This is a genomic window from Sorangium sp. So ce1014 (assembly GCF_051521505.1).
Lineage (GTDB): Bacteria > Myxococcota_A > Polyangia > Polyangiales > Polyangiaceae > Sorangium.
In genome coordinates, this window is the sequence record NZ_CP150356.1 from 9320356 (window position 1) to 9342231 (window position 21876).

Genomic DNA, 21876 nt, shown 5'->3' on the forward strand with positions numbered 1-21876 from the left:
CTCAACCGTGCGCGAGCAGCTCAAGCACGAACGACGCTGGCCATGACCCTGTAAGCGCGCGGCCGCTGTGCGGCGTCCGAGCTACGGAAGAGCACAGCCAGACGTCTGGCCACGCCAGCTCTCACGCGTCTCCAGATGGCCGCCACGCCCTGCCCGGAATAGATCTACATGAGAAACTCGATGACCGCGCCTCCCCGCCATCCCGTGACCGCCGACCAGCTTCGCCCGGGAGATCCCTACGAGCTGTCGGAAGGCCGCCTGGTCGAGTGCCTGCCCAGCGGTCGCCGCGGCGGCCGGAGCAACGGCACCGGCTTTGAGGTGCTCGACAGCGATCCGCTCGCCGAGGCCGCCGCGGTCGATCTCGGCGTCTCTCCGCGGCCGGAGATGCTGCGCGCGCCCGACATCGCGGTCGGCCCCATCCCGGACGAGCCCGGCTGGGCCACCGAAGCGCCGCCGCTGGCCGTGGAGTACGCGGACACAGGCCAAGACGAGGCGGAGCTGCAAAGCAAGATCGACGAGCTGCTGGCGGCCGGCACGCGCTGGATCTGGGTGGTGCGCCTTCAGGGCGCGCGGCGCGTCGAGGTCTACGAGGCCTCGACCTCGTCCGGGCAGAAGGCGCCGGAGCGCAGGCCGCAGGCGAGCGCCGGCGCGCAGCGGACCCGGCGTCTGCCGGCGCGCGTGGCCTTCCCGGGCGAGGCGCTGGTCGCGCCGGGCGTGCTGAAGAACCCGGTGCTGGTCGAGGCGCTCTACGATCGCGAGGCCGCGCACGAGGCGACCCTGCGCAACCTGCTCCAGCGCAGGGGCTACGCAGACATCGAGGCGGTCCGGGAGGAAGGGCATACGCGGGGACTGCGAACCGCGGTGCGGGACCTGTGCGAGGTGCTCGGCATCGCCCTGCCACCGGACCGCGAGACAGCCCTCGAGGCCATGGCGGGACCGGAGCTCTCTGCCCTGCGCGAGCAGCTCAAGCACGAACGACGCTGGCCCTGACCATGGTAGGGCGGGGCCGCTGTGAGGCGTCCCAGCCAGGAAAGCGGACAGCCAGACATCTGGCCACGGCCGCCCTCACGCGGCTCCTCCCCGCTCCCCTCCCCTCCCCCGCCCCTCCCGCCCACCCAGGCACACGCGCACGTAGTCGGCGACCATCCTCTCCAGCGAGAACCGCTCCCGCGCGCGCTCCCACCCCGCCGCCCCCATGCGCGCCCGCCGCGCCGGGTCTTCCGCCAGCTCCACGAGCGCCCCGGCGAGCGCCTCCGCGTCGCCCGGCGGCACCAGCCGCCCCGTCACGCCGTCGTCCACCTGCTCGGACATGCCGCCGACCGCCGTGGCCACGACCGGCAGCCCCTCGGCCATCGCCTCCAGCGACGCGTTCGGGCACCCCGCGGGCTCGGCGATCAGCGCGAACATATCGAGATCGCTCAGGAAAGCGCGCGTGTCGGCGACCTCGCCGACCCACTCGACCGAGAGCCCCGCCGCCATCCGCCGCAGCGCCTCGGCGTGCGCCTCGGCGCCGCGCTCGACGCCGCCCGCGATGCGCAGCACGTGCGGCGGCAGCCGCGGCGCGGCGAGGCGCAGCGCGGCGAGGAGCTCGTCGAGCTTCTTGTGCGGGTGGACGCGCGCCGCCGTCCCGATCGCGAGCCGCGCGCCCTCGCCGCCGGACGCGCGCGGCCGCGGCGACACGCCTCCAGCGACGAGCGCGCGCGCTCCGAGAACGACGCCGTTCGGCACCACGTGCGCCGGCGCCCCGAGCACCTCGGCGGCGAGCGCCGCCTCGGCCCCGTACTTGACGATCACCCCGGCCAGGCGGGCGCCGTAGTCGCGCGGGGCGCGGTACGGCAGCCCGCGGCGCGGCGACGCGAAATAGCGGCGCAGCGAGGCGAAATACATCTCCCCCGGGCTGATGTCGAAGAGCGGAACGTCGAGCAGCCCGTCGGCCAGGAGCACCTTGTGCTCGGCGATCACATTCCACATCAGCACGGCCTCGGGCGGGTCCTCCTCGATCGCGCGCAGGAGGCGCTCCACCGCCTCGGCCGGCTCGACGTCGGCCGGCGGCGGCACCGCCAGCACCGGGATGCCGGCGGCCGCGAGCGCCCGCCGACCCGGCGTCGGGTACTCCGGCTGCTCCTCGATCACGGCCGCCCGGCCGCGCACGCCCGCCGCCGCCAGGCCGAGCAGCAGCCGCCGCGCGCTCGACTGGGCACCGCCGGTCGAGAAGTTGTTCGTGACGAGGAGCAGCCCGTCCCCCCGGCGCAGGCCGCAGTTGCGCGCGATCGCCCGCGGGTAGAGCCGCGCATAGCCCTCGGCCATCCGCGCGACGCTGAAGTGCCGCGCCACGACCTCCCGGCCGCCCGGCTGCGCGGGGCGATCGCGCGCCGCCGCCGCGATCGCCCCGGCGAACCGCTCCGGCGCGGCGTCGAGCGGCAGGTGGACCAGCGCCGGGGTCTCGGCCGCGATCTCCGCCGTGCCACCGGCGCCTGTCGCGACGACCGGCAGGCCCGCCGCGAGCGCCTCGAGGTGCGCGAGGCTCAGCCCCTCGTGGGCGCTCGGCGATACGAGCACGTCGGCCGCCGCGAGCAGGCCGGCCACGTCGGCGACCGCCCCCGCGAAGCGCACGTCGGCGCGCAGGCCGAGCCGGTCGATCTCGCGGCGGAGCTCCGCCTCCGCGGCGAGCGCCGGCTCGCTGCCGGGCGAGGCGCTCCCGGCGATCACGAGCCGCGCCGCCCGCGGATCGCCGGCCGCCGCGAGCGCGGCCCGCGTGGCCGCGAGGATCGCGGGCAGGAGGTGCAGCCGCTTCTGCGGCCGCGGGTTCGCCACGGCGAGCAGGACGAGATCGTCCGGCGCGATCTCGAGGCGCCGCCGCCACGCCGCGGCCACGGCCGAGCCGACCCCGCGGGCCTCCGGCGCCGCCTCGCGGGCCTCCGGCGCCGCCTCGCGAGCCGCCGCCGGCCCCGCCGATCGGCGCGCCGCCTCCGCCGGCCCGAGGTCGATCCCGTTCCAGACCGTGCGCCGCGGCACCGGCAGCGCGCACGCGGCGAGCTCCACCTCGACCGCGCGCGCGCACGCCACGAGCAGCGCCGCGTCGTCCGGACCGAGACGATCGAGCCCCGCCGGCCACCCCGCGGCCACGTTGTGCACCGTGACGAGCGGCCGGTACCCGCGCGCGGAGAGGCGCGCGAGGTCGTCGGCGTCGAGCAGGTGCGCGTGCGCGAGATCCGCGCCCCACGCGGCGAGCCCGCGGGCGAGCGCATCGAAGCGCGCCTCGCGATCGCCGCGCGCCCCGGAGAGGTCGAGCGTCCCCGGGGGCGCGCCGAACGTGGGGCGGGTCGGCCGGTACACCGCGTAGACGCGCGAGCGGATGCCGCGGCGCGGCAGCTCGGTCGCGAGGTCGATCGCGATCCGCTCGGCGCCGCCCTGCTGGAGGCTGGTCACGACCTGCGCGACCCGCAGCGCCGCGTCGTCGCACACGTCGAGCGGCGCGTGCCGCACCACGCGCGCGCGCCGCGCCGCGAGCTCGCCCTGGAGGGCGGCGTCGAGCGGATCGCCCGCGCGCAGGCGCGCCGCGACGCCCGCGGCGAGCGGGGCGTCGAGGTACACGCTCGCCGCGCGGGGCAACCCCGGTGGGCGGCGCGCGCGCGCGGCGCGGCTCAGCTCACCGCCCGTCGCCCGCAGCAGCTCGGCCCACGCCGCGGCGTCGGATTCCGTCGCTGTGCGCGCCGAGGCCGCGGCGAGGTCGAGCGGCGCCAGCACGGCGCCGAACGCGCAGAGCGGCAGCCCGGTGTCGCTCGGCGGCGGGAACGGATCCAGATCGAGCGCCGCGGACGGCGCGGGCCAGGCGCCCCCGCGCACGAGCCACACCGGCCCCGTCGCGAGCGCCTCCGCCGCGGCCGCGAGCGGCGCCGGCGTGAGGTCGACCGGCGCGAGCCCGGCGAGCCGGAGCGCGCGCAGCGTGCGGCCGGCGCGGGCGCGGTGCGCGGGTGCTTCGGCGAAGACGGCGCAGATCGGAGGGCGCATGCGGGACCGGGCGGCGCGGCTCAGTAGGCCGAGGGATAGCCGCGGAAGGGCGCGGCGACGGCCACGTCCGGCGCGCTCGAGATGCGCTCCCGCGAGCGATGGCCGCCCCAGGCGGCGCGCGGCGCGGGAGAGGGCGCCGCCGCCCACGCGGCCGCGCCGAGCTGCTCCACCTCCACCGCAGACGGCGCGCCGCCCGTGTAGACGAACTGCCCGCGCGGGCTCGGCTCGATCGGGACCGACGCGCGCCGGATCACGCCCTTCACGAAGCAGCGGTAGTGGAGCACCGACCCGTGCAGGTGCGGGGGCGCGTTCAGCCAGAAGCCGTCGCCCTGCGGCCGGAACGTCACGCCGGGCGGCGCCCCGGCCATCGGCTTGCGGCGGGACGCGCGGTGCACGAGCACGCCGACGAGGCCGACGACGGCGCTCGCCAGGACGAGGCCTCCGCCGACGAACGCCACCGTCGCCGCGGTCGACCAGGAGCTCGAGCGCGGCGCGCGCGTCGACCCCGCCGAGAGCGGCGCCGCCGGCCCCGTCGGCGACGCGGCGGCCGCGGGGGCGCTCGCCTCCAGCGCGGCGACCACGCGGAAGCCGTTGTCCGCGTTGCGGCTGCCGGGGTCGTTGCGGTACCGCGCCGCGGCGCGCAGGTGCTTCGCGTCCTTGAGCCACGACCCGCCGCGCAGCACGCGCCGGGGCTTGTCGCCGCCCGGCGCCGAGGTCTGCACGGGGTCGACCGCCGGGCCGGGGGCATAGGGACCGTACAGGTCGCGACACCACTCGTAGACATTGCCGCTCATGTCGTGCAAGCCAAAGGCGTTCGGCTGCTTCTGCCCGACTGGCTTCGTGCCGCTCCCGGCGTTGCCCTTGAACCACCCGAGGGCGGCGGCGGCCCCGTCGTCGTTCCCCGCATAGAACCGCGTCTGGGTCCCCGCGCGGTGGGCGTGCTCCCACTGCGCCTCGGTCGGCAGATCGAAGGCGCGGCCGGTCCTGTGCGTCAGCCAGCGGGAGAACTCGCCCGCGTCCTTGAAGGTCACAAGCGTCACCGGGTGCTGGTCGGTCTGCGGGAAGCCGGGCGCCCTCCAGGTGAACTCCTTGCGCTGCGAGAGGCCCTTGCCGTCGAAGCCGAACCCGCCGGAGACGCCGACCTCGGCCTCGGTGCGGTAGCCGGTCTGCTCGACGAAGCGCTTGAACTGCCCGACCGTGACCGGGAACCTCCCCAGGTAGAAGGCGCGGCTCAGGGTCACCTCACGGATCGCCTCGTCCTCGCCGCGGCCCGCCTCCGCCGGCGGCGAGCCCTGGCGAAAGCGGCCGGCCTTCACGAGCACCAGGTCGAGCTGCGCCCCCCCGAGGTCGATCGCGAGGGCGGGCGCCGGATCCGCCGCCTGCGCGGCTGCCGGGGCGAGGAACGCGACGGCCGCCGCAAGGACGAAGGCAGGAGGGAGGTCGGGGGAGCAGGAGCGGAGCTGCACCGGCTCAGGCTACCAGACAGCGCGCGCGACCTGTGCGAGCTCGACGCAGCCGCAGCGGCGCAGGGGCCCGAACGAAGCGGTCGCCCTGGCCCCAAGCCCTCCCCCGCCGCCCCCCGCCGGAGAGCCGGGCGCGCCGGCCGCGCGGCAGGCAACACTCGCTGCGCTCTTGCGCCCTTGCCGGACGCGCGTCATGCCTCCGTATCGCCCTCTCCATTCGAACGAGCGCGAAGGCTCAGGCCCGCTCGCGAGCCAGCGAGCGCCGCAGCAAACATTCCGCCCCTGTCGACTGACCTCTTCGCGCGGCGTCGACGGCATCACGTTAGTCTAGATATCTTTGCAATTCTTAACTCGACACATCGAGAGCGCGGGCAGCGCGGCGTCGACGCGGTCGAGCGCGCCCTGGCCACGACCTACAGCGAAAGGATGTGCGCATTGTCGGACCAGGTGTTCGACGTCCTCTGGCCCACGGACGGCCGGGCGCGGCCTGGCGATCTGCTTTCCGGGGAACCCAGGCGCGAAGCGGTGGTCACAGATCTCGTCGCGCTCGGGTCGCAGCCCGTGGCTCGTCTTCCCGCGCGAGGACGTCGTATCCTTGCTAAGGATGGCGACATCGGGAAGCTCGATGCGGCACGGAGCGTAAGGATCGACGCCGTGATCGAACCCGTCGAGGAGCGTCGGAAGCTGCCGCTGGACAACGACGTTCTGACGCCGCGGATCCAGGCCGAGGTGCAGGGCGACCTGCTGAGCAAGGACGACCCGATCGCCGCGTTCGATCGGCGGCGAGGCGCCGTGCGGGCATTGCTTTCGGCGGCGACACCCACTATTGCATCGGGGCGACGCTGGCTCGCCTCGAGGGGTGGATCGCCATCGACTCGCTCCTCAGCCACTTCCCCGAGATGGAGCTCGCGGGGCCGGCGGTGTTCGCGCCGCACCCCTCGATCCGGAAGATGACCTCGTTACCCGTCCGCCTCCGGCCCGCCAGAGGATGAGGGCAACCACGGCCAGTCCGGCGCGGGCCAGCCGGCGACGACCAATTTCCCTGGGCGAGCGCGACGCCGCCGCAGGACCTCGGGAACAATGCGCGCGCACGATCACGGGCGCGCGCACGATGTGACACCAACACACAGCAGGAATCAACGCATGCGCACAACTACCTCGCTTATCGCTCTCCTCGGCGCCGTTGCGCTCTTCGGATGTTCTTCCTCGGACACCGGCCCCGGGGAGACACCGGAGGACCAGATGCTGGAGCCGCCGGCCGAAGGCACCGGCGTGCAGTATCGAATGATCTCCACGATCCAGCCGGGGGAGGAGGTCGAGCGCTGCCAGCTCTTCGTGGCGCCGCCGGAGGGGCTCAACGTCAACCGGGAAACGGTGCGGTTCTCGAGCGGGAGCCACCACGTCCTCCTCTACACGACGCCGTACACCGAGATCCCGCCCAAGACGCTCAGCGGTGCTACCCTCGATGCGACCGAGGTCCACGACTGCAGCAACGGCCCCCAGGCCGAATGGGACGTCACCGGCGTGGTCGCGGGCTCCCAGTCCCCCGACGGCAACTCCTTCCTCGGCGAGCTCCCGGAGGGCGTGGCGGTCAAGGTCCCCCCGGGCACGGTGCTCCTGATGAACACCCATTACCTGAACGCCTCGAGCGAGCCCCTCGAGACCGACGCGCGCATCAACCTCTACACGATCGCGGACAGCGAGGTGAAGGTCGAGGCGGGCATGCTCTTCCACTACAACCCGTTCATCAGCGTGCCGGCGCGCGACGAGTCCTCGGCGCGGATGCGCTGCACCACCGAGAAGGACATCTCGGTCGTGAGGATCCAGTCGCACATGCACCGCCGCGGCGTCGGCTACCTCGCCCAGAAGGTCGACCTCGACGGCAAGACGACGGACCTGTACGCCCACAACAAATGGGAGGGGGTCCCGTCGGAAAAATTCGAGCCGTTCCTCGAGCTCAAGGCGGGAGAGGCCCTGGACTACCGCTGCGATTTCAAGAACAGCGAGGATCGCAACATCGCGCAGGGCCTGACCACGAAGGACGAGATGTGCATGCTGATCGGGCCGTACTTCCCGCGCTCCCGGGCGTACGAGAATTGCGCGAGCGAGGAGGGGGGCTTCCGCGCCTCGACGTGGTTCGGCTCCGGGACGTCCACGTGCACCGAGGCGGTCTCGTGCATGAGCACGCCCGACCAGGACGAGGCCGCGTTCTACGGCTGCGTGGTGAACAGCTGCGAGAGCGTCGGGCCCCAGCTCTCGAAGGTGATCACCTGCCAGATCAGCGGGGGTTACGGCGCGTGCGACGAGGACTGCAGCGAGGACCCCGAGGCCTGCGGGACGTGCATCACCACGGCGTGCGCCGCGGAGATGGAGGCCTGCGAGGCCGCCACGTGCGACTGACCTGACCAGGAGCGGCGCCGCGGGGCGGCTCCCGCCCGCCGCTCACGCCCCCCCGACGATCGCATCAGAACTTCCCCTGGATCTCGATGCGCCCGAGGCCCACTCCGGCGCTCCAGACCACGCCGCGCTGCGCTCGCGGCGAGGTGCCCGCGGCGTCGGGCGCGGCGTCGCCGCCGGGCCGGACCACGAGCAGCACGACGCCCGCCGCGGCCGAGGCGGCGCCCACGATGAAGCTCACGGTGGACACGTGGCCCAGCGTGGTCGCCGCGTCGGCATCGCCCTTCAGCTCGGGCGGGCAGCGCCGGCCGTCGCAGCGCTCCTTGATGTCGGACACCTTGGAGAGCGACACGAGGCCTGTCGCGGCCCCGACGCCGAGGCCCACCGCCCCGAGCCCGAACGCGAGCCCAGCCGGCAGCAGCGAGCCGCCGCCCTCCGCGCCGCCCGGGGCGGGCGCGTCGCGGGGCGGGACCTGGGGCTGAGGCGCGGCGGGCGCCTCCAGCGTCGCGCGCACCGCCGCGAGCTCGGTCTCGGCGTCCTTCCGCGCGCCGAGGAACGCCGGCGGCGGGTCCTCCGGGAGCGGCTCGGCGAGGACCTGCTCGTACAGGTCGCGCGCGGCCCCCAGCTGGCCGAGCTTGCGCTGGCACCGCGCCATGTAGAGCACGAGCGTCGGCGCGTGATAGAGCCCGTCCGCCTCCTTGAAGACCTCGAACGCCTCCTGCCAGCGGTCCGCGCCGTAGAGCTTGAGCCCCTCGTGCGCCCGGGTCCGGGCGAGCTGCTGCGCCTCGGCCGAGGCGCCGTCCGGCGGCTTCGCCGCGAGCGCCGGCGCCGCGGCCAGCAACGTCACCGCGAACGCGCACCGGCGAAGACAGTTCGAGAGCATCATCATCCTTTCCATCAGAATCAGAATCCATCCGAAGCAGAAGAGAGCGCCGCGCCTGTTGTCTGCTGCACGGCCTTGCGCGCCCGCACAGGCAAGCTCGCCAGGGCGGTCGACACATTAAGGGGGATCGTGCGCCACCGTCCAGGGGCGTCACGGACGGTCCGGGGCGCGATCTCCTCCGATCCTGGACATCTCGGTCGCTCGGCCCAACACGGTCACCGCGGCGTCGCCGCGCCGTGACACCGTGACCAGAACCGGCGCGCAGATCGCGCCCGGCGGCTCGGCGGACCCCCGCCGAGATCGCCTCGCCGCGGAAACCGATCGGATACATTGAGCGTGTTACGCCTCCTCGATGACCGGTCTCATCAAACGCTCGGAGGAAGTGTCGACGAGAGCGCGATGGAGGCTCGATAACGTGCTGACGGATGAGCGGTCGCTCGTGGAGCTGCTCCGGGTGGTCACCGTCGACGTGCACGAGGCGGCGAGCGTCGAGGAGGCGCTGCATCGCACCATCGCGCACATCTGCGACCATCTGAGCTGGCCGGTTGGACACGCGTACGTGCCGGCGGCGGACGATCCCGCGCTGCTCCTCCCCACGGCGCTCTGGTACCTGCACGACGAGGTGAAGTACGCGGCCTTCAAGGCGGTCACGGAGGCGACGCCGTTCACCCCGGGGGTCGGGCTGCCCGGGCGGGTGCTCGCCACCAAGCAGCCGGTCTGGGTGCGCAACGTCACGGAGGACGCGAACTTTCCGCGAGCCAGGCTCGCGAAGAACCTCGGGGTCAAGGCGGGGTTCGCGTTCCCCGTGGTGGTCGGCGCCGAGGTGGTGGCGGTGCTGGAGTTCTTCTCCGACGCCGAGCACGCGGACGACGGGAAGTTCACCGTGACCATCGGCCGCATCGCGCGGCAGCTCGGCCGCCTGTTCGAGCGCAAGCACGCGCAGGAGATGCTGGGCCGCGAGCGGGACTTCATGGCGGGCGTCATGGACCTCGTCGACGGCCTCATCGTGGTGCTCGACGCGCGCGGGCGCATCGTGCGCATGAACAGCGCCGCCGAGCGGGCGCTGGGCAGCGCGCGCGGGTCCCGCGAGCCGCGGTACCTGTGGGATCTCACGCCCGATCCGGAGGCGTCGGCGCAGCTCGAAGGCCTCTTCGAGGAGCTCGGCACGGGCGCGTCGCGGAAGCAGGTGGAGGTCCCGTGGACGACGACGGACGGCGCTCGCCGGGTGACGGCCTGGTCGGGCGCCGTCCTGCGCGACAAGGACGAGGGGTTCCGGTTCGTCATCATGACCGGCATCGACCTGACGGAGCGCAAGCGCGCCGAGGAGGAGCGCGCGCAGCTGCGGGAGGAGGTGATCCAGGCCCAGGACGCGGTGCTGGCGAAGCTCTCCATGCCGCTCATCCCCATCCGCGACGACGTGCTGGTCCTGCCGCTCATCGGCCCGCTCGAGGCCGGGCGCCTGCGTCGCGTGACCGAGGCGCTGTCGCGCGGCATCGCGAAGCGCCGCACGCGGATCGCCATCCTCGACCTGACCGGCGTGGACGCGCTCGAAGCCACGGCGACCGACGCGCTGCTCGAGGTGGTGCGGGTCGTGGGCCTGCTCGGCGCGCGGGCGGTCCTCACGGGGATCCGCCCCGAGGTCGCCCACCGCCTCGCCGCGAGCGGCGTGGACCTCGGTCGGCTCGACGTGAAGAGCTCTTTGCAGAGCGGGATCGCGTTCGCCATGAGGGGCCGCTGAGCCCCGGCCTCGGGCGCGGACTCGGCATGACGCCGCGGCGCCGGCGACGCGGGTCGTCGCGCGATCGCGACGGCGGCCGCGGCCCGTACCCCGATCGCCGCGCGCCGCGCGGCGGATCACTGGATCGAGACGACCTCCACGTCGTCGAGCGGGTCGGCGCTCTGGGCGAGGTTGAAGCCGCCGAGGGCGACGAGCTCGCGCTCGCTCCTGCAGAGGAGGCCGCTGAAGATGCGAGGGATCTTGAGCGTGCCGGCCGTCTCCCACCCGTCGCCGGCCTCGTTGAGCCGGAACAGGCCTGCGGCGTAGTTGACGTAGAGCTTCCCGGCGACAGAGCACGAGGCCGCGCCGAACGCGTTGAGGAACGGCGCCTCGGGCAGCGGCGGCCCCTCGGTCCATGTCCCCTCCTTCGTATCCAGCACATGGACAGCCGCGGTGAAGGCCTGCGCCTCGTCCACGCCGCCCATGGCGTAGATCTTGTCGCCGAGCGCCGAGACGGCCAGGGAGCGGCTCTTGAACGGGGGCTCGGGGATGGGCTCCCAGGTCGCGCCGGCGGTGGACAGATCGAGCTGATAGCCGCCTGTCGTGAACGTCCCGGAGCTCGACGTGCCCTCGACCTTCCACCCCGCCACCACGTAGAGAATGTCTCCGATCACCACCGCGCCGTGGCCCGAGCGCCCTTCGGGCAGCTCCGGCAGCGGCGACCACGCCGCCTGGTCCGGATCGTAGCGTTCGACCGTGGGCACGGAGCGGAGCGCTTCCGTCTCGCCCGGGGCGTTCTCGATCTGCAGCCCGCCCACCCGGATCACGTACCCTCCGTGGCTGACCAGCGTGAGCCCCTCGAGCGGCGGGACCTCGTCGAGCTCCTCCCATGCTTGCCCTGACTCGAGATCGAGCCGGCGGAACGCCGGTGTCAGGTCGTCCCTCGAGAAGCCGCTCCCCTGCACGTGCGCCGGGGTGACGTGACCGCCGGCCACATAGACGAAGTCGTCGAGCACGGCCGCCCCGAACGATCCCGCGGCCTCCGGAAGCCGCGGATACCGCCCCGACGGCTCCGGCTGCCCCGCGCCGCCGCCGTCATCGCCGCATCCGATCGACCCGATTCCGCTGATCACACAGATCCACGGCCACACCGCGCAGCGCTGAGACAATTTCAGGGTCTTCATGAACGCCTCGCTGTTCCAGAAGAGCACGCTGGGGTGAACCGGCGCGCCAGGTCCCGACGTCCGGCGTGTCTTACCGCAAGGCGGCGCCGCTGTCGTGGCGCCGGGAGGGCGAGCGCCCCCCCGGCGCCCGGAGGTCGCCGCGGCCCGGGCCCGATGTCGTTCGTTCTCGACACGAACCGCATCATCGCTGCATGGGACACGGGCGAACATGGCTCCCGCTGTGCCTCTGTTTCGTGTTGTGATGCAATGATCCCGAGAAAGGTCCGGTGCAACGATATGCGATCGATGTCTTCGATGCTGGAGCGGCTCGTATGGGTTCGGCTGCCTTTGCTTGTTTCGGCCCTGGCCGCGGCCGCATGCGTGGCCGAGTCGCCGCTGGACGGGGAAATAGGCCCGGAGGCGGCCATCCTGGGCGAGCACGCCGGCGCGCTCTCGACGCGCGTCCGGCTCATGGCGGCCAACCTCACGAGCGGCAACAACCAGAGCTACGATCCGGGGCACGGCAGGCGCATCATGCAGGGGGTCCAACCCGATATCGCCCTGCTGCAAGAATTCAACTACGGCGGCAACACCACGTCCGACATTCGCTCCTTCGTGGACGTCACGTTCGGCGCCGGGTTCAGCTACTACCGCGAGGGCGGGGCGCAGATCCCGAACGGGATCGTGAGCCGGTGGCCGATCGTCGCGTCCGGCGAGTGGGATGACACGTCGGTCAGCAACCGGGATTTTGCCTGGGCGCGCATCGATGTTCCCGGCCCGACCGACCTCTGGGCCATCAGCGTCCACTTCCTGACGTCGAGCTCGGGGGCGCGCAACACGGAGGCGGATCACCTCGTCTCGTTCATCGAGGCGCACGTCGATGAGGACGATTACCTGGTGATCGGCGGCGACTTCAACACCGGGAGCCGGACCGAGGCGTGCATCGGGACCCTCTCGGAGGTCGTCGTCACGTCCGCGCCCTATCCTGCCGACGGGAACGGGAACGGGAACACAAATGCCGGCAGGACCAAGCCGTACGACTGGGTGCTCGTCGACGGCGATCTGGAGCCGCTCGAGACCGCCGTTGTCATCGGCGGGAGCAGCTTCGCGAGCGGCCTCGTGGTGGACACGCGCGTCTATTCTCCGCTCTCGGCGATTAGCCCCGCGCTCTCGGCGGACAGCGGCGCATCGAACATGCAGCACATGGGCGTCGTGCGCGACTTCCTGATCCCCGACGGCGGCGGAGGTACCGGCGGCGGAGGCGGCGCCGGAGGCGGCGGAGGCGGCACCGGCGGCGGAGGCGGCGGCACGGCCGTCGTGATCATCAACGAGGTCCTCGCGAACGAGCCGGGGAGCAACGTGGCCGGCGAGTTCGTGGAGATCGTCAATGTCGGCTCGGGGACAGCGTCCCTCGCCGGCTGGACGATCTCCGACAGCAGCTCGACGCGGCACACCTTCCCCGCCGGAGCGTCGCTCGCGCCCTCCACGGCCGCCGTGGTGTACGGCAACGCCTCGGCGGTGCCCGGCACCCTGAGCGGAGCCGTCGGCGCGTCCACGGGCACCCTGAGCCTCAGCAACAGCGGCGGCGACACGGTCACGCTGCGGAACGCCTCGGGGGCGACCGTGAGCAGCGTCACGTACGGTTCCACGCTCGCGGGCCAGGACGGCGTCTCGATGAACCGCAGCACCGATCTCGACGGGGGCGCGTCGTTCGTCCTCCACAACACCCTCGGCGGGAGCTCTTCGCCGGGCAAGCGCGTGAACGGCGCGGCGTTCTAGCCGGCGTGGCGCTCGGGCGAGAATGGGTTGAACCCGGCCTGCGCTTCGAGGCCCCGCGTTGAGCCGTCTCCATCCTCGCTCCGCGGCTCCCCCACCTCAGCCGATTCACCGCTTCTCGGCGGACCGAGCTTTCTGTATCCTCCTCCCACCACCGAGGCGCAAGGAGACCCGTCATGTCGCAACATTGGAAAATTGCGGCCGCGCTGCTCGCCTTTGCGCTGCTGGATGCCGGCTGCGCGGATGCCGAGCAGGACGCCTCCTCCGGCGCGGCGAGCGGCGGATCCACCTCGGTGAGCTCTGCGTCCAGCTCGACCGGCGGAGCCTCGTCGAGCGAAGCCAGCAGCTCGTCGACAGGCCAGTCGCCCAGCAATCCGGTCGAGGTCGACTGCCGCACTCCCGGGGACGGGAGGTCCACTCTGGCCTTCGTCAACAAGTGCGACCGGCCGCTCCAGTTCCTGGGGAGCCTCATCGACGGCGGGGAGCTCGACCCGGGGCAGTTCGCGTGCCGCGACGTGGGCACAAGCGAGGAGCCGCTGTCGTCGCTGCGCTACTGGGCGTATGCCGGGTCGGACCCCGGCGGGGGCCGACACACGCTGGCCGAGATGACCCTCAACACCGATTTCAACGACTTCGACTGGTACAACATCAGCCACGTGGACGCGCACAACCTCCCCATGGCGATCGTGCCCGTCGCCCTGCCGGACTGCCGGACGCTGTCCTGCCCGGAGAGCCTGCTCGCGCGGTGTCCGGAGGTGGGTCACCACAAGGACCCTAGCGGCGCGACGATCTCCTGCGTGAGCCCCGACCGGGACGATCCCACGAACCCCGTGGCCGCGTACTTCGAAGAGCAATGCAAGGACGCGTATTCCTGGTCCGGGGACGACCAGGAGTCGATGGCCGCCTGCGCCGGGGAAGACTACGACATCGTGTTTTGCCCTTGAACTGCTCTCTCACATCCCCGCTCGCCGCGCCCCAGCGGCTCGCCACCGCAACTTCGCCCCTGGGCGACGCGGTCTCAGGGTTGCTGCTCTCCGCCCTGGGGACACGCATCCAGCGCGGCGGCGGGCTCGCCCGGCGCGCCGCGCCGCCGCGCCGGGAGGCGCCAGAGCGACTCGGCCACGCCGAGCAGGACATAGGCGCTGAGCAGCCAGACAACGACGAACGCCGGCGCCCAGCGGGCCGAGATGACCGCGCTCGATCCGACCACGAGCGCGACCGACAGCGCGGTGCGGGCGTCGAGGCGGAGATCCTTGAACGAGCGGAACCGGAGGGTCGACACCATCAGGAGCGAGAGGAGCAGCGTCGTCGCGAGGACCGCCGGCGCACCGCCTGCGTCCCCGAGCTGCCCGCGCATAACGCGATGCGTCATGACGATCGCGACAAGGATCCCGGCCGCGCCGGTGACGGGGAGGCCGACGATGTACCGCGGCGGCGTCGGCGATCGGCCCGCCTGCCGGATGGAGAGGACGTTGAAGCGGGCGAGCCGGATCGCGCCGCACGCCGCGAACACGAAGCCGCCGAGCACGCCGGCGAGGCCGAGGCGGTGCAGCGCCCACTGGTACACGAGGACGGCCGGGGCCACGCCGAACGAGACGAGATCGGCCAGCGAGTCGAGCTCCCGCCCGAACGCGCTCTCGGTCCTGGTCATCCGCGCGACACGGCCGTCGAGCGCGTCGAAGAGCATCGCGAACAGGATGAGGAGCGCGGCGCGCTGGAAGTCGTCGTCGGACCGCGCGGAGGCCGAGCGCCGTACCGCGTCGAAGCCGCAGAAGATGGATGACAGCGTGATCAGGTTGGGGAGGAGAAACAGCGTCTTCCCGGGGGTGCCCGGCGGCCTCGGCCGCGCCGTCTCGCCGCGCGGTCGCCCGAGACCCGCGCCTTGGCCCGGTCGTGAGCTCGCGGGGCACAAGCGCTCGACGCCGGCGTCCCGTCTTCCTGGATTGAAATCTGACATGATGGCGAGGTCGGCCGGGCACCGGCGCCGCGCGGATCTCGACCCGCGGCCCGACGAGCCCGCTCGCCCGGCCTCGTAGTACACGAGGCGACGCGCCTTCAAGCCGGGAGCGCGCGCAGCCGCGCAGGCGGGAGCGCGCGCAGCCGCGCAGGCGCCCCCTGGCGGACCTCGGGTCGCTAGCCCTGCAGATCGGTGCTGAGGAACACCTCGTGGATATCGATCTTGCTCGGCCCCGCGAACATCTCCTTCGGCGCGCGGTTCCGGTGCGCCTCCGCGAACGCGGGGCTCCTCGTCCAGGCGATGAAGTCGTCCATGGACTGCCACCAGGTCTTGACCTCGTAGAACCCCTGCGCGTCCGGGTCCGGGCTCCACGCGCCGGTCGCGTGGTCCAGCTTCATCGGCTTCGGCCGGTGCACCTCGTTCCGGATGAAGCCGGGCGCGCGGTCGACCAGGTGGACCCGGTTCTTGAAGCGGTCCTCGAAATCGGCCTCATGGCCCTCGGCGACGGGGATGCGGTTGGTGACGACGATCATGGCTGCTCCTTGCGGGTACCCGGGGCCCGCGCCGGCGCGGGCGACGGCGAGCTTAGCAGCGCTCCCCCCTCTACGGGGTCCCCGCCTCGCACGTTGCCCCCGCTCGCTGCAAATTATCTTGGAATTTCTCGGAGCTCATCGCAATGCAGTCTGCGGCATGCAACCGGCCACGTCCGGTGTGGCGCTCTGCCGAAATTGGATTGACAGATCGGCCTTTCGGAGCCCTCATCTCGGGAGGTCCCGTCATGAACGATTCCGAGACGGCTCGCGACGTCCCGACAGGAGAGGGGCTCGACCGCTCCGAGGTCGAGGGCGTCGTGCGCCGGAACATCCAGGCGCTCTTGCAGGTACGGAAGGAGCTCGAGCGGAACAAGGGCTTCCAGGAGGCCCTCGCCGACGCGATCACCGGGTTCACGGGGAGCATGACGTTCGTCTTCCTCCACGCCGTCCTCTTCGGGGGCTGGCTCGTGGTGAACACGGGCGTCGTCCCGGGCGTCAAGCCGTTCGATCCGTTCCCGTTCGTGATGCTGGCGATGATCGCGTCGGTCGAGGCGATCTTCCTCTCGACGTTCGTGCTCATCAGCCAGAACCGCATGCAGGCGCTCGCCGACAAGCGCGCCGATCTCGACCTCCAGATCAACCTCCTGGCAGAGCACGAGGTCACCCGTCTCATCGAGCTCGTCGACGGCATCTCCAGGCACCTCAAGGTGCCCCGGCACAGCGACCCGCACCTCGAGGAGCTCAAGAAGGATGTCCACCCCGAGGTGGTGCTGGAGGAGATCGAGCGCGCGCAGCGGGACGTGAAGGAGTAGTCAATACGGGCTCTCCCTAGAAAGCGCCGGTCGCGCCTGACATCGCCGTAAGGTGAGATGACGAGACCTCCACCGCCCGCAGCCCCCGCGCACCTCGCTTGTCTGGTACAGATTGAGTACCGATACCCCTGAAGACTGTCCGTGAAATCCCCGAAGGCCTTGTCGGGATTCGGACGCTCGCCAGCGTGATTGCAAGCTCGTACTGCGCGGGATCTTTTTGCATCTTTCACAAACCACTCTTGCAAGCACGTGAGTTAAATGTTAATCGGATGGCGTCCGGGGCGTCGATTATACGATGTCCGCACTGGACAGAATTGGACACGGGCGCAGCGAGCCGCCCGGGCGCGGTGCCGCTGTGAGGGCACCTCGTTATCCAGCCTAGCCTAGCCTCTTTCACTCAGGTTCGTGGCGTTTTGCCACGCATTGACGATCGACCCAGAGGAATATGGCCAGTCACGTCCTCATCACCGGTGGAGCGGGGTTCATCGGCTCGCACGTCGCCGACGAGCTCCTGCGCCAGGGGTATCGCGTCCGGGCGCTCGACAACCTCAACCCCCAGGTGCACGGCCCCGAGCGCCGGCGCCCGGCTTACCTGAACCCGGAAGTCGAGCTCATCGTGGGCGACGTCCGCGACCGGAGCGCGGTGAAGTCGGCGCTGCACGGCGTGGACGTCGTGTATCACTTCGCGGCCAGGGTCGGGGTCGGACAGAGCATGTACAAGATCGAGGAGTACACCTCGGTCAACAACGTCGGCACCGCCATGCTCCTGGAAGAGGTCGCCGAGAGGCCGGTCTCCCGGCTCATCGTCGCTTCCAGCATGAGCGTGTACGGCGAGGGGCTCTACCGGACCGCCTCGGGCGCGGTCCTCCCCGGCACGAGCCGCCCGCTCGATCAGCTGAAGCGCGGCGACTGGGAGGTCCGGAGCGAGGCGGGGGAGGCGCTCGTGCCCGTCCCGACCCCCGAGTCCAAGACGCCGGCGCTCGAGTCGGTCTATGCGCTCTCCAAGTACGACCAGGAGCGGCTCTGCCTCACGATCGGGCGCGCCTACGGCATCCCGACCGTCGCCCTCCGCTTCTTCAACGTCTACGGCCGCCACCAGGCCCTCTCCAACCCGTACACCGGCGTCCTCGCCATCTTCGCCTCCCGGCTGCTCAACGATCGTCCGCCCCTCATCTTCGAGGACGGGCTGCAGCGGCGCGATTTCGTGAGCGTCACCGACATCGCGCGCGCCTGCGTCCGGGTCCTCGGCGCCGACGCCGCGGTGGGCCAGGTGCTCAACATCGGCAGCGGGCGGTCGACCCCCGTGCGCGAGGTCGCCGAGCTCGTCCGCAAGCTGATGGGGAAGGACCGGATCGACCCGGAGATCACCGGGAAATCGCGGCTCGGCGACGTCCGGCACTGCTTCGCGGACATCAGCGCGGCGCGGCGCAAGATCGGGTATGAGCCCCAGGTCACCCTCGAGGACGGGCTGCGCGATCTCGCCGGCTGGCTCGAGGGGCAGGTGGCGAAGGACGCTGTCGCCCAGGCCCGCGCCGAGCTGGAGTCCCGGGGGCTCACGGTATGAGCGCCGGGGCTCGCGACTCCAGCGCCGCGGCCGGGGAGCCGGCGCGCCCGGCGCTGATCACCGGCGGCGCCGGCTTCATCGGGTCGAACGTGGCCCACCGCCTGCTCCTGGCGGGAGAGTCGGTGATCCTCTTCGACAACCTCTCGCGGCCCTCCGTGGCGCGCAACGTGGACTGGCTGAAGCGGGTCCACGGCGACCGCGTCACGCTGATCACCGGCGACGTGCGCGACGCCGGCGCCGTCGCCGGTGCCGTCCGGCGCGCCTCCAGCGTCTTCCATTTCGCCGCCCAGGTCGCGGTGACCACAAGCCTGGTCCAGCCGGTGGAGGACTTCGAGATCAACGCCCGGGGGACGCTCAACGTCCTCGAGGCGCTCCGCGCAGAGAGCGCCCCACCGCCGCTCCTCTTCACGTCCACCAACAAGGTGTACGGCGGCCTCCCCGACGTCCCGCTCCGGTGCAGGGATCGGCACCATGAGCCCGAGGACCCGGAGCTCCGCGCCTCCGGGATCTCGGAGGCCCGCCCGCTCGACTTCCACAGCCCGTACGGGTGCTCGAAGGGCACGGCGGACCAGTACGTGATCGATTACGCCCGCACCTTCGGGCTCCCCGCGGCGGTGTTCCGGATGAGCTGCATCTACGGACCTCGCCAGTTCGGGACCGAGGACCAGGGGTGGGTCGCTCATTTCCTCCTCCAGGCGCTCCGGCGCGAGCCGATCGCCCTCTACGGCGACGGGATGCAGGTCCGGGACGTGCTGTTCATCGACGATCTCGTCGACGCCTTCCTCCTCGCCCGCAAGAACATCCGGCAGCTCTCCGCGTCGGCGTTCAACATCGGCGGGGGCCCGGAGAACACGCTCAGCCTGCTCGAGCTGCTCGATCTCATCGAGGAGCTCGACGGCAAGCGCCCCGCGACCGGCTTCGAGGCGTGGCGGCCCGGGGATCAGCGCTATTACGTCTCCGACTGCCGCCGGTTCAACGCCGTGACGGGGTGGTGGCCGCGCGTCCCGTCCCGCGAGGGCGTGCGCAAGCTGTACGGCTGGCTGCGGGAGATGCACGGCGCCGGCAAGGCCGCCGCCGGCCAGGCGACCGAGGAGCTCTGCATGGAGGGCGCCGGGTGAGACTCGCGCTCATCAACCCGCCCTGGAGCTTCGAGGGGAGCATCTACTTCGGCTGCCGCGAGCCCCACCTGCCCCTCGAGTACGGCTACGCCAGGGCGCTGCTCGAGGCCGCTGGACACGAGGCGACGATCGTCGACGCCCAGGCCCGGAATCTGTCGCAGGACGCCGTCCGCGACGAGGTGGCCGCGCTCCGCCCCGACGCCATCGTGGTGACCACCGCGCCGAGCTACCTCTTCTGGCGCTGCGCCCCGCCCGAGCTGCGCGTCCCCCAGCAGACGCTCCACGCGCTGCGCGACCTGCCGGGCCTCCGGTTCGCCGTCGGCCCCCACGCCTCCACCACCCCCCGCGCCACCCTGCGCAAGCTCGCTGTCGACGCGGTGGTGATGGGCGAGTGCGAGGAGGTGCTCGTGCAGCTCGCCGAGCTCCCCCCCCGCGCGCGGTGGGGCGAGATCGCCTCGATCGCGTACGTGGAAGGCGAGGAGACGCGCGTCCAGGGCGGGCCGCGCGCGTCCGACATGGGCCGGCTCCCGGCCCTCCGCTGGGACGAGGCGACGGTCGCGCGCCACGCCCACCACCACCACCGCTTCGACACGACGCCGGTCGGGCCGGGCGCCGAGGTCGAGGCGTCCCGAGGGTGCCCGTACCACTGCACCTTCTGCGCGAAGGACAACTTCCGCGATCGCCACCGCAAGCGCCCTCTCCCCGCGCTCCTCGACGAGCTCGATGGGCTCATCGCGCAGGGCGTCCGTTACGTCTATTTCATCGACGAGATCTTCCTCCCCGACCGCCCGCTGCTCGAGGCGCTCGTGGATCGCCCGGTGTCGTTCGGCGTCCAGATGCGCATCGACAACTGGAACCGAGAGTCGCTCGATCTGCTCGGGAAAGCGGGGTGCGTCTCGATCGAGGCGGGGGTGGAGAGCATCACGAAGCAGGGGAGGAGCCTCCTTGCGAAGCACTGCAAGCTCTCGACCGAGCAGCTCAGCGAGCTCCTGATCCACGCCAAGAAGAGCGTCCCGTTCGTCCAGGCGAACCTGATCCAGTCGCGGACCGACGACCCGGCGGACGTCACCGCCTTCCGGGAGCGGCTCCGGCGGCACGGGGTGTGGGCGAACGAGCCGGTGCCGATGTTCCCCTACCCGGGCTCGCCCGATTACACGATGCGCTGGGGCAGCCCCGACGATCAGGCGTGGGAGCGCTCGGTCACGCACTACCTCGATCAGTTCGACCACTTCAGCGACCTCCAGGAGAGCCGCCCTCTCCCGCTCTCGGAGCTGGAGCTCGCCGCGCCCGGCCATGATTGACGCCCTGCGCGCCCCCGGCTCCGTCCTGATGACCGCCGACACGGTCGGCGGCGTCTTCTCCTACGCGATCGAGCTCGCGCGCGCGCTCGCGCAGCGCGGGGTCCGGACGTCGCTCGCCACGATGGGTGGGCCGCTCTCGGCGCCCCAGCGCGAGGCCGCCGGCCGGGTGCCCGGGCTCTCCGTCGTCGAGAGCTCCTTCCGGCTCGAGTGGATGGATGATCCCTGGGACGACGTTGCCCGCGCCGGGGACTGGCTTCTCGAGATCGAGGAGCGCGCCCGCCCGGACGTGATCCACCTGAACGGCTACGCGCACGGCGCCCTCGGCTTCCGCGCCCCGAAGCTCGTGGTGGCCCACTCGTGCGTCCTCTCCTGGTGGGCCGCCGTCCTCGGCGGGGAGGCGCCGCCGCGGTACGATCGCTACCGCCGCGAGGTGGCCCGCGGGCTCGCCGCCGCGTCGGCGGTCGTGGCGCCGACCCAGGCAATGCTCGACGCCCTCGTGCACCATCACGGCGCGCTCGCGTCCTTCCGGGGCGCCCGGACGGTGGTGATCCCCAACGCCGTCGATCCCGACCGGTTCGCCCTGCGCCCGAAGGAAGAGCTCCTCCTCGCGGTCGGGCGGCTCTGGGACCAGGCCAAGAACATCGCGGCCCTCGGCGAGGTGGCCCCTCACCTGCCCTGGCCCATCCAGGTGGCCGGGAGCGACGTCCACCCCGGCGGGGGCGCGCGGCCGATCCCGTCGCTGCATCCCCTCGGCGTGCTCTCGCCGTCCGGCGTCGCCGCCGCGCTCGCCCGCGCGTCGATCTACGCGCACCCGGCCCGCTACGAGCCCTTCGGCCTGTCGATCCTGGAGGCGGCGCTCTCCGGCTGCGCCCTGGTCCTGGGCGACATCCCCAGCCTGCGCGAGGTCTGGCGAGACGCGGCCCTCTACGTGGATCCCGGAGACACAGAGGCCCTCCGGAGCGCGCTCCAGGCGCTCATCGACGATCCCGGCAAGCGCCGGGAGATGGCGTCGCGCGCCCGCGCCCGCGCCTTCGCCTTCACGCCGCGGCGGATGGCCCGGAGCTACCTGCACCTCTACGGCGAGCTCCTCCGGGACAGCTCCAGGAACAAGCGCTCGCCGGCGCGCGAGATGCGCGAGATGCGCGAGATGCCGAATACCGCCGCCGCGGGAGACGAGTGAG

The 21876-nt window shown here is 72.3% G+C and carries 16 protein-coding genes; 10 read left to right on the forward strand and 6 right to left on the reverse strand.

Going from position 1 to position 21876, the window contains the following annotated elements; translation table 11 throughout:
• Positions 1–180 precede the first annotated feature (180 nt).
• Positions 181–990: a Uma2 family endonuclease gene (locus tag WME75_RS35335; RefSeq protein WP_437480224.1), complete on the forward strand. Its 810-nt coding sequence runs from the start codon at positions 181–183 to the stop codon at positions 988–990.
• 75 nt (positions 991–1065) lie between these two features.
• On the opposite strand, the gene WME75_RS35340 is transcribed toward WME75_RS35335, so the two are convergent.
• Together WME75_RS35340 and WME75_RS35345 are read right to left on the reverse strand one after the other, a co-directional pair.
• Positions 1066–4011, reverse strand: a complete 2946-nt coding sequence (locus WME75_RS35340) for a glycosyltransferase (RefSeq protein WP_437480227.1) — start codon at positions 4009–4011, stop codon at positions 1066–1068.
• 20 nt (positions 4012–4031) lie between these two features.
• Entirely contained in the window at positions 4032–5477 is a 1446-nt protein-coding gene (locus WME75_RS35345; protein WP_437480230.1) for a formylglycine-generating enzyme family protein, read from the reverse strand.
• Positions 5478–6617: 1140 nt separating this feature from the next.
• Here WME75_RS35345 and WME75_RS35350 point away from each other — a divergent pair.
• Positions 6618–7874 (forward strand): hypothetical protein, encoded by a 1257-nt coding sequence (locus tag WME75_RS35350; RefSeq protein WP_437480234.1) that lies wholly within the window; start codon positions 6618–6620, stop codon positions 7872–7874.
• A 64-nt stretch (positions 7875–7938) separates the two neighbouring features.
• Here the strand turns inward: WME75_RS35350 and WME75_RS35355 are convergent, their stop codons facing one another.
• A complete protein-coding gene (locus WME75_RS35355) occupies positions 7939–8769 on the reverse strand; it encodes a tetratricopeptide repeat protein (protein ID WP_437480237.1) in 831 nt (276 codons plus the stop codon).
• Between the two features lie 400 nt (positions 8770–9169).
• Here WME75_RS35355 and WME75_RS35360 point away from each other — a divergent pair, with 400 nt between their 5' ends.
• Positions 9170–10492, forward strand: a complete 1323-nt coding sequence (locus WME75_RS35360; protein WP_437480240.1) for an STAS domain-containing protein — start codon at positions 9170–9172, stop codon at positions 10490–10492.
• 116 nt (positions 10493–10608) lie between these two features.
• Here WME75_RS35360 and WME75_RS35365 read toward each other — a convergent pair whose 3' ends face one another.
• The gene (locus tag WME75_RS35365; RefSeq protein WP_437480242.1) at positions 10609–11655 is read right to left on the reverse strand and encodes a Kelch repeat-containing protein; all 1047 of its coding nucleotides are present in this window, start codon (positions 11653–11655) and stop codon (positions 10609–10611) included.
• A 276-nt stretch (positions 11656–11931) separates the two neighbouring features.
• On the opposite strand from WME75_RS35365, the gene WME75_RS35370 reads away from it, so the two are divergent.
• The gene (locus WME75_RS35370) at positions 11932–13413 is read left to right on the forward strand and encodes a lamin tail domain-containing protein (protein WP_437480245.1); all 1482 of its coding nucleotides are present in this window, start codon (positions 11932–11934) and stop codon (positions 13411–13413) included.
• A 173-nt stretch (positions 13414–13586) separates the two neighbouring features.
• Positions 13587–14354, forward strand: a complete 768-nt coding sequence (locus WME75_RS35375; protein WP_437480247.1) for a thaumatin family protein — start codon at positions 13587–13589, stop codon at positions 14352–14354.
• A 74-nt stretch (positions 14355–14428) separates the two neighbouring features.
• On the opposite strand, the gene pssA is transcribed toward WME75_RS35375, so the two are convergent.
• Together pssA and WME75_RS35385 are read right to left on the reverse strand one after the other, a co-directional pair.
• Positions 14429–15367 carry a CDP-diacylglycerol--serine O-phosphatidyltransferase gene (pssA, locus tag WME75_RS35380; protein WP_437480250.1) on the reverse strand — a complete coding sequence of 313 codons (939 nt, stop codon included), beginning with the start codon at positions 15365–15367 and terminating at the stop codon, positions 14429–14431.
• Positions 15368–15543: 176 nt separating this feature from the next.
• A complete protein-coding gene (locus tag WME75_RS35385) occupies positions 15544–15900 on the reverse strand; it encodes an antibiotic biosynthesis monooxygenase family protein (RefSeq protein ID WP_437480252.1) in 357 nt (118 codons plus the stop codon).
• Positions 15901–16145: 245 nt separating this feature from the next.
• Between WME75_RS35385 and WME75_RS35390 the strand changes: the two genes are divergently transcribed.
• From WME75_RS35390 to WME75_RS35410, 5 genes are all read left to right on the forward strand, one after another.
• Positions 16146–16712, forward strand: coding sequence for a DUF1003 domain-containing protein (locus WME75_RS35390; protein ID WP_437480254.1), 567 nt, complete (start codon positions 16146–16148; stop codon positions 16710–16712).
• 445 nt (positions 16713–17157) lie between these two features.
• Complete coding sequence (locus tag WME75_RS35395; RefSeq protein WP_437480257.1) at positions 17158–18276, forward strand: NAD-dependent epimerase/dehydratase family protein; 1119 nt, start codon at positions 17158–17160, stop codon at positions 18274–18276.
• Positions 18273–19394: an NAD-dependent epimerase/dehydratase family protein gene (locus WME75_RS35400; protein WP_437480260.1), complete on the forward strand. Its 1122-nt coding sequence runs from the start codon at positions 18273–18275 to the stop codon at positions 19392–19394. Before WME75_RS35395 ends, WME75_RS35400 begins: the two co-directional genes overlap by 4 nt.
• Positions 19391–20695 (forward strand): TIGR04295 family B12-binding domain-containing radical SAM protein, encoded by a 1305-nt coding sequence (locus WME75_RS35405; RefSeq protein ID WP_437480263.1) that lies wholly within the window; start codon positions 19391–19393, stop codon positions 20693–20695. The genes WME75_RS35400 and WME75_RS35405 overlap by 4 nt, the downstream gene beginning before the upstream one ends.
• Positions 20688–21875, forward strand: a complete 1188-nt coding sequence (locus tag WME75_RS35410; RefSeq protein ID WP_437480266.1) for a glycosyltransferase family 4 protein — start codon at positions 20688–20690, stop codon at positions 21873–21875. Before WME75_RS35405 ends, WME75_RS35410 begins: the two co-directional genes overlap by 8 nt.
• The last annotated feature ends 1 nt before the right edge of the window (position 21876 follow it).

Excerpts from the sequence above, each read along its gene's own strand:
- WME75_RS35335 (WP_437480224.1), top strand. The coding sequence starts at position 181 with ATGACCGCGCCTCCCCGCCATCCCGTGACCGCCGACCAGCTTCGCCCG.
- WME75_RS35340 (WP_437480227.1), bottom strand. The coding sequence starts at position 4,011 with ATGCGCCCTCCGATCTGCGCCGTCTTCGCCGAAGCACCCGCGCACCGC.
- WME75_RS35350 (WP_437480234.1), top strand. The coding sequence starts at position 6,618 with ATGCGCACAACTACCTCGCTTATCGCTCTCCTCGGCGCCGTTGCGCTC.
- WME75_RS35355 (WP_437480237.1), bottom strand. The coding sequence starts at position 8,769 with ATGGAAAGGATGATGATGCTCTCGAACTGTCTTCGCCGGTGCGCGTTC.
- WME75_RS35365 (WP_437480242.1), bottom strand. The coding sequence starts at position 11,655 with ATGAAGACCCTGAAATTGTCTCAGCGCTGCGCGGTGTGGCCGTGGATC.
- WME75_RS35370 (WP_437480245.1), top strand. The coding sequence starts at position 11,932 with ATGCGATCGATGTCTTCGATGCTGGAGCGGCTCGTATGGGTTCGGCTG.
- WME75_RS35375 (WP_437480247.1), top strand. The coding sequence starts at position 13,587 with ATGTCGCAACATTGGAAAATTGCGGCCGCGCTGCTCGCCTTTGCGCTG.
- pssA (WP_437480250.1), bottom strand. The coding sequence starts at position 15,367 with ATGTCAGATTTCAATCCAGGAAGACGGGACGCCGGCGTCGAGCGCTTG.
- WME75_RS35385 (WP_437480252.1), bottom strand. The coding sequence starts at position 15,900 with ATGATCGTCGTCACCAACCGCATCCCCGTCGCCGAGGGCCATGAGGCC.
- WME75_RS35390 (WP_437480254.1), top strand. The coding sequence starts at position 16,146 with ATGAACGATTCCGAGACGGCTCGCGACGTCCCGACAGGAGAGGGGCTC.
- WME75_RS35395 (WP_437480257.1), top strand. The coding sequence starts at position 17,158 with ATGGCCAGTCACGTCCTCATCACCGGTGGAGCGGGGTTCATCGGCTCG.
- WME75_RS35400 (WP_437480260.1), top strand. The coding sequence starts at position 18,273 with ATGAGCGCCGGGGCTCGCGACTCCAGCGCCGCGGCCGGGGAGCCGGCG.
- WME75_RS35410 (WP_437480266.1), top strand. The coding sequence starts at position 20,688 with ATGATTGACGCCCTGCGCGCCCCCGGCTCCGTCCTGATGACCGCCGAC.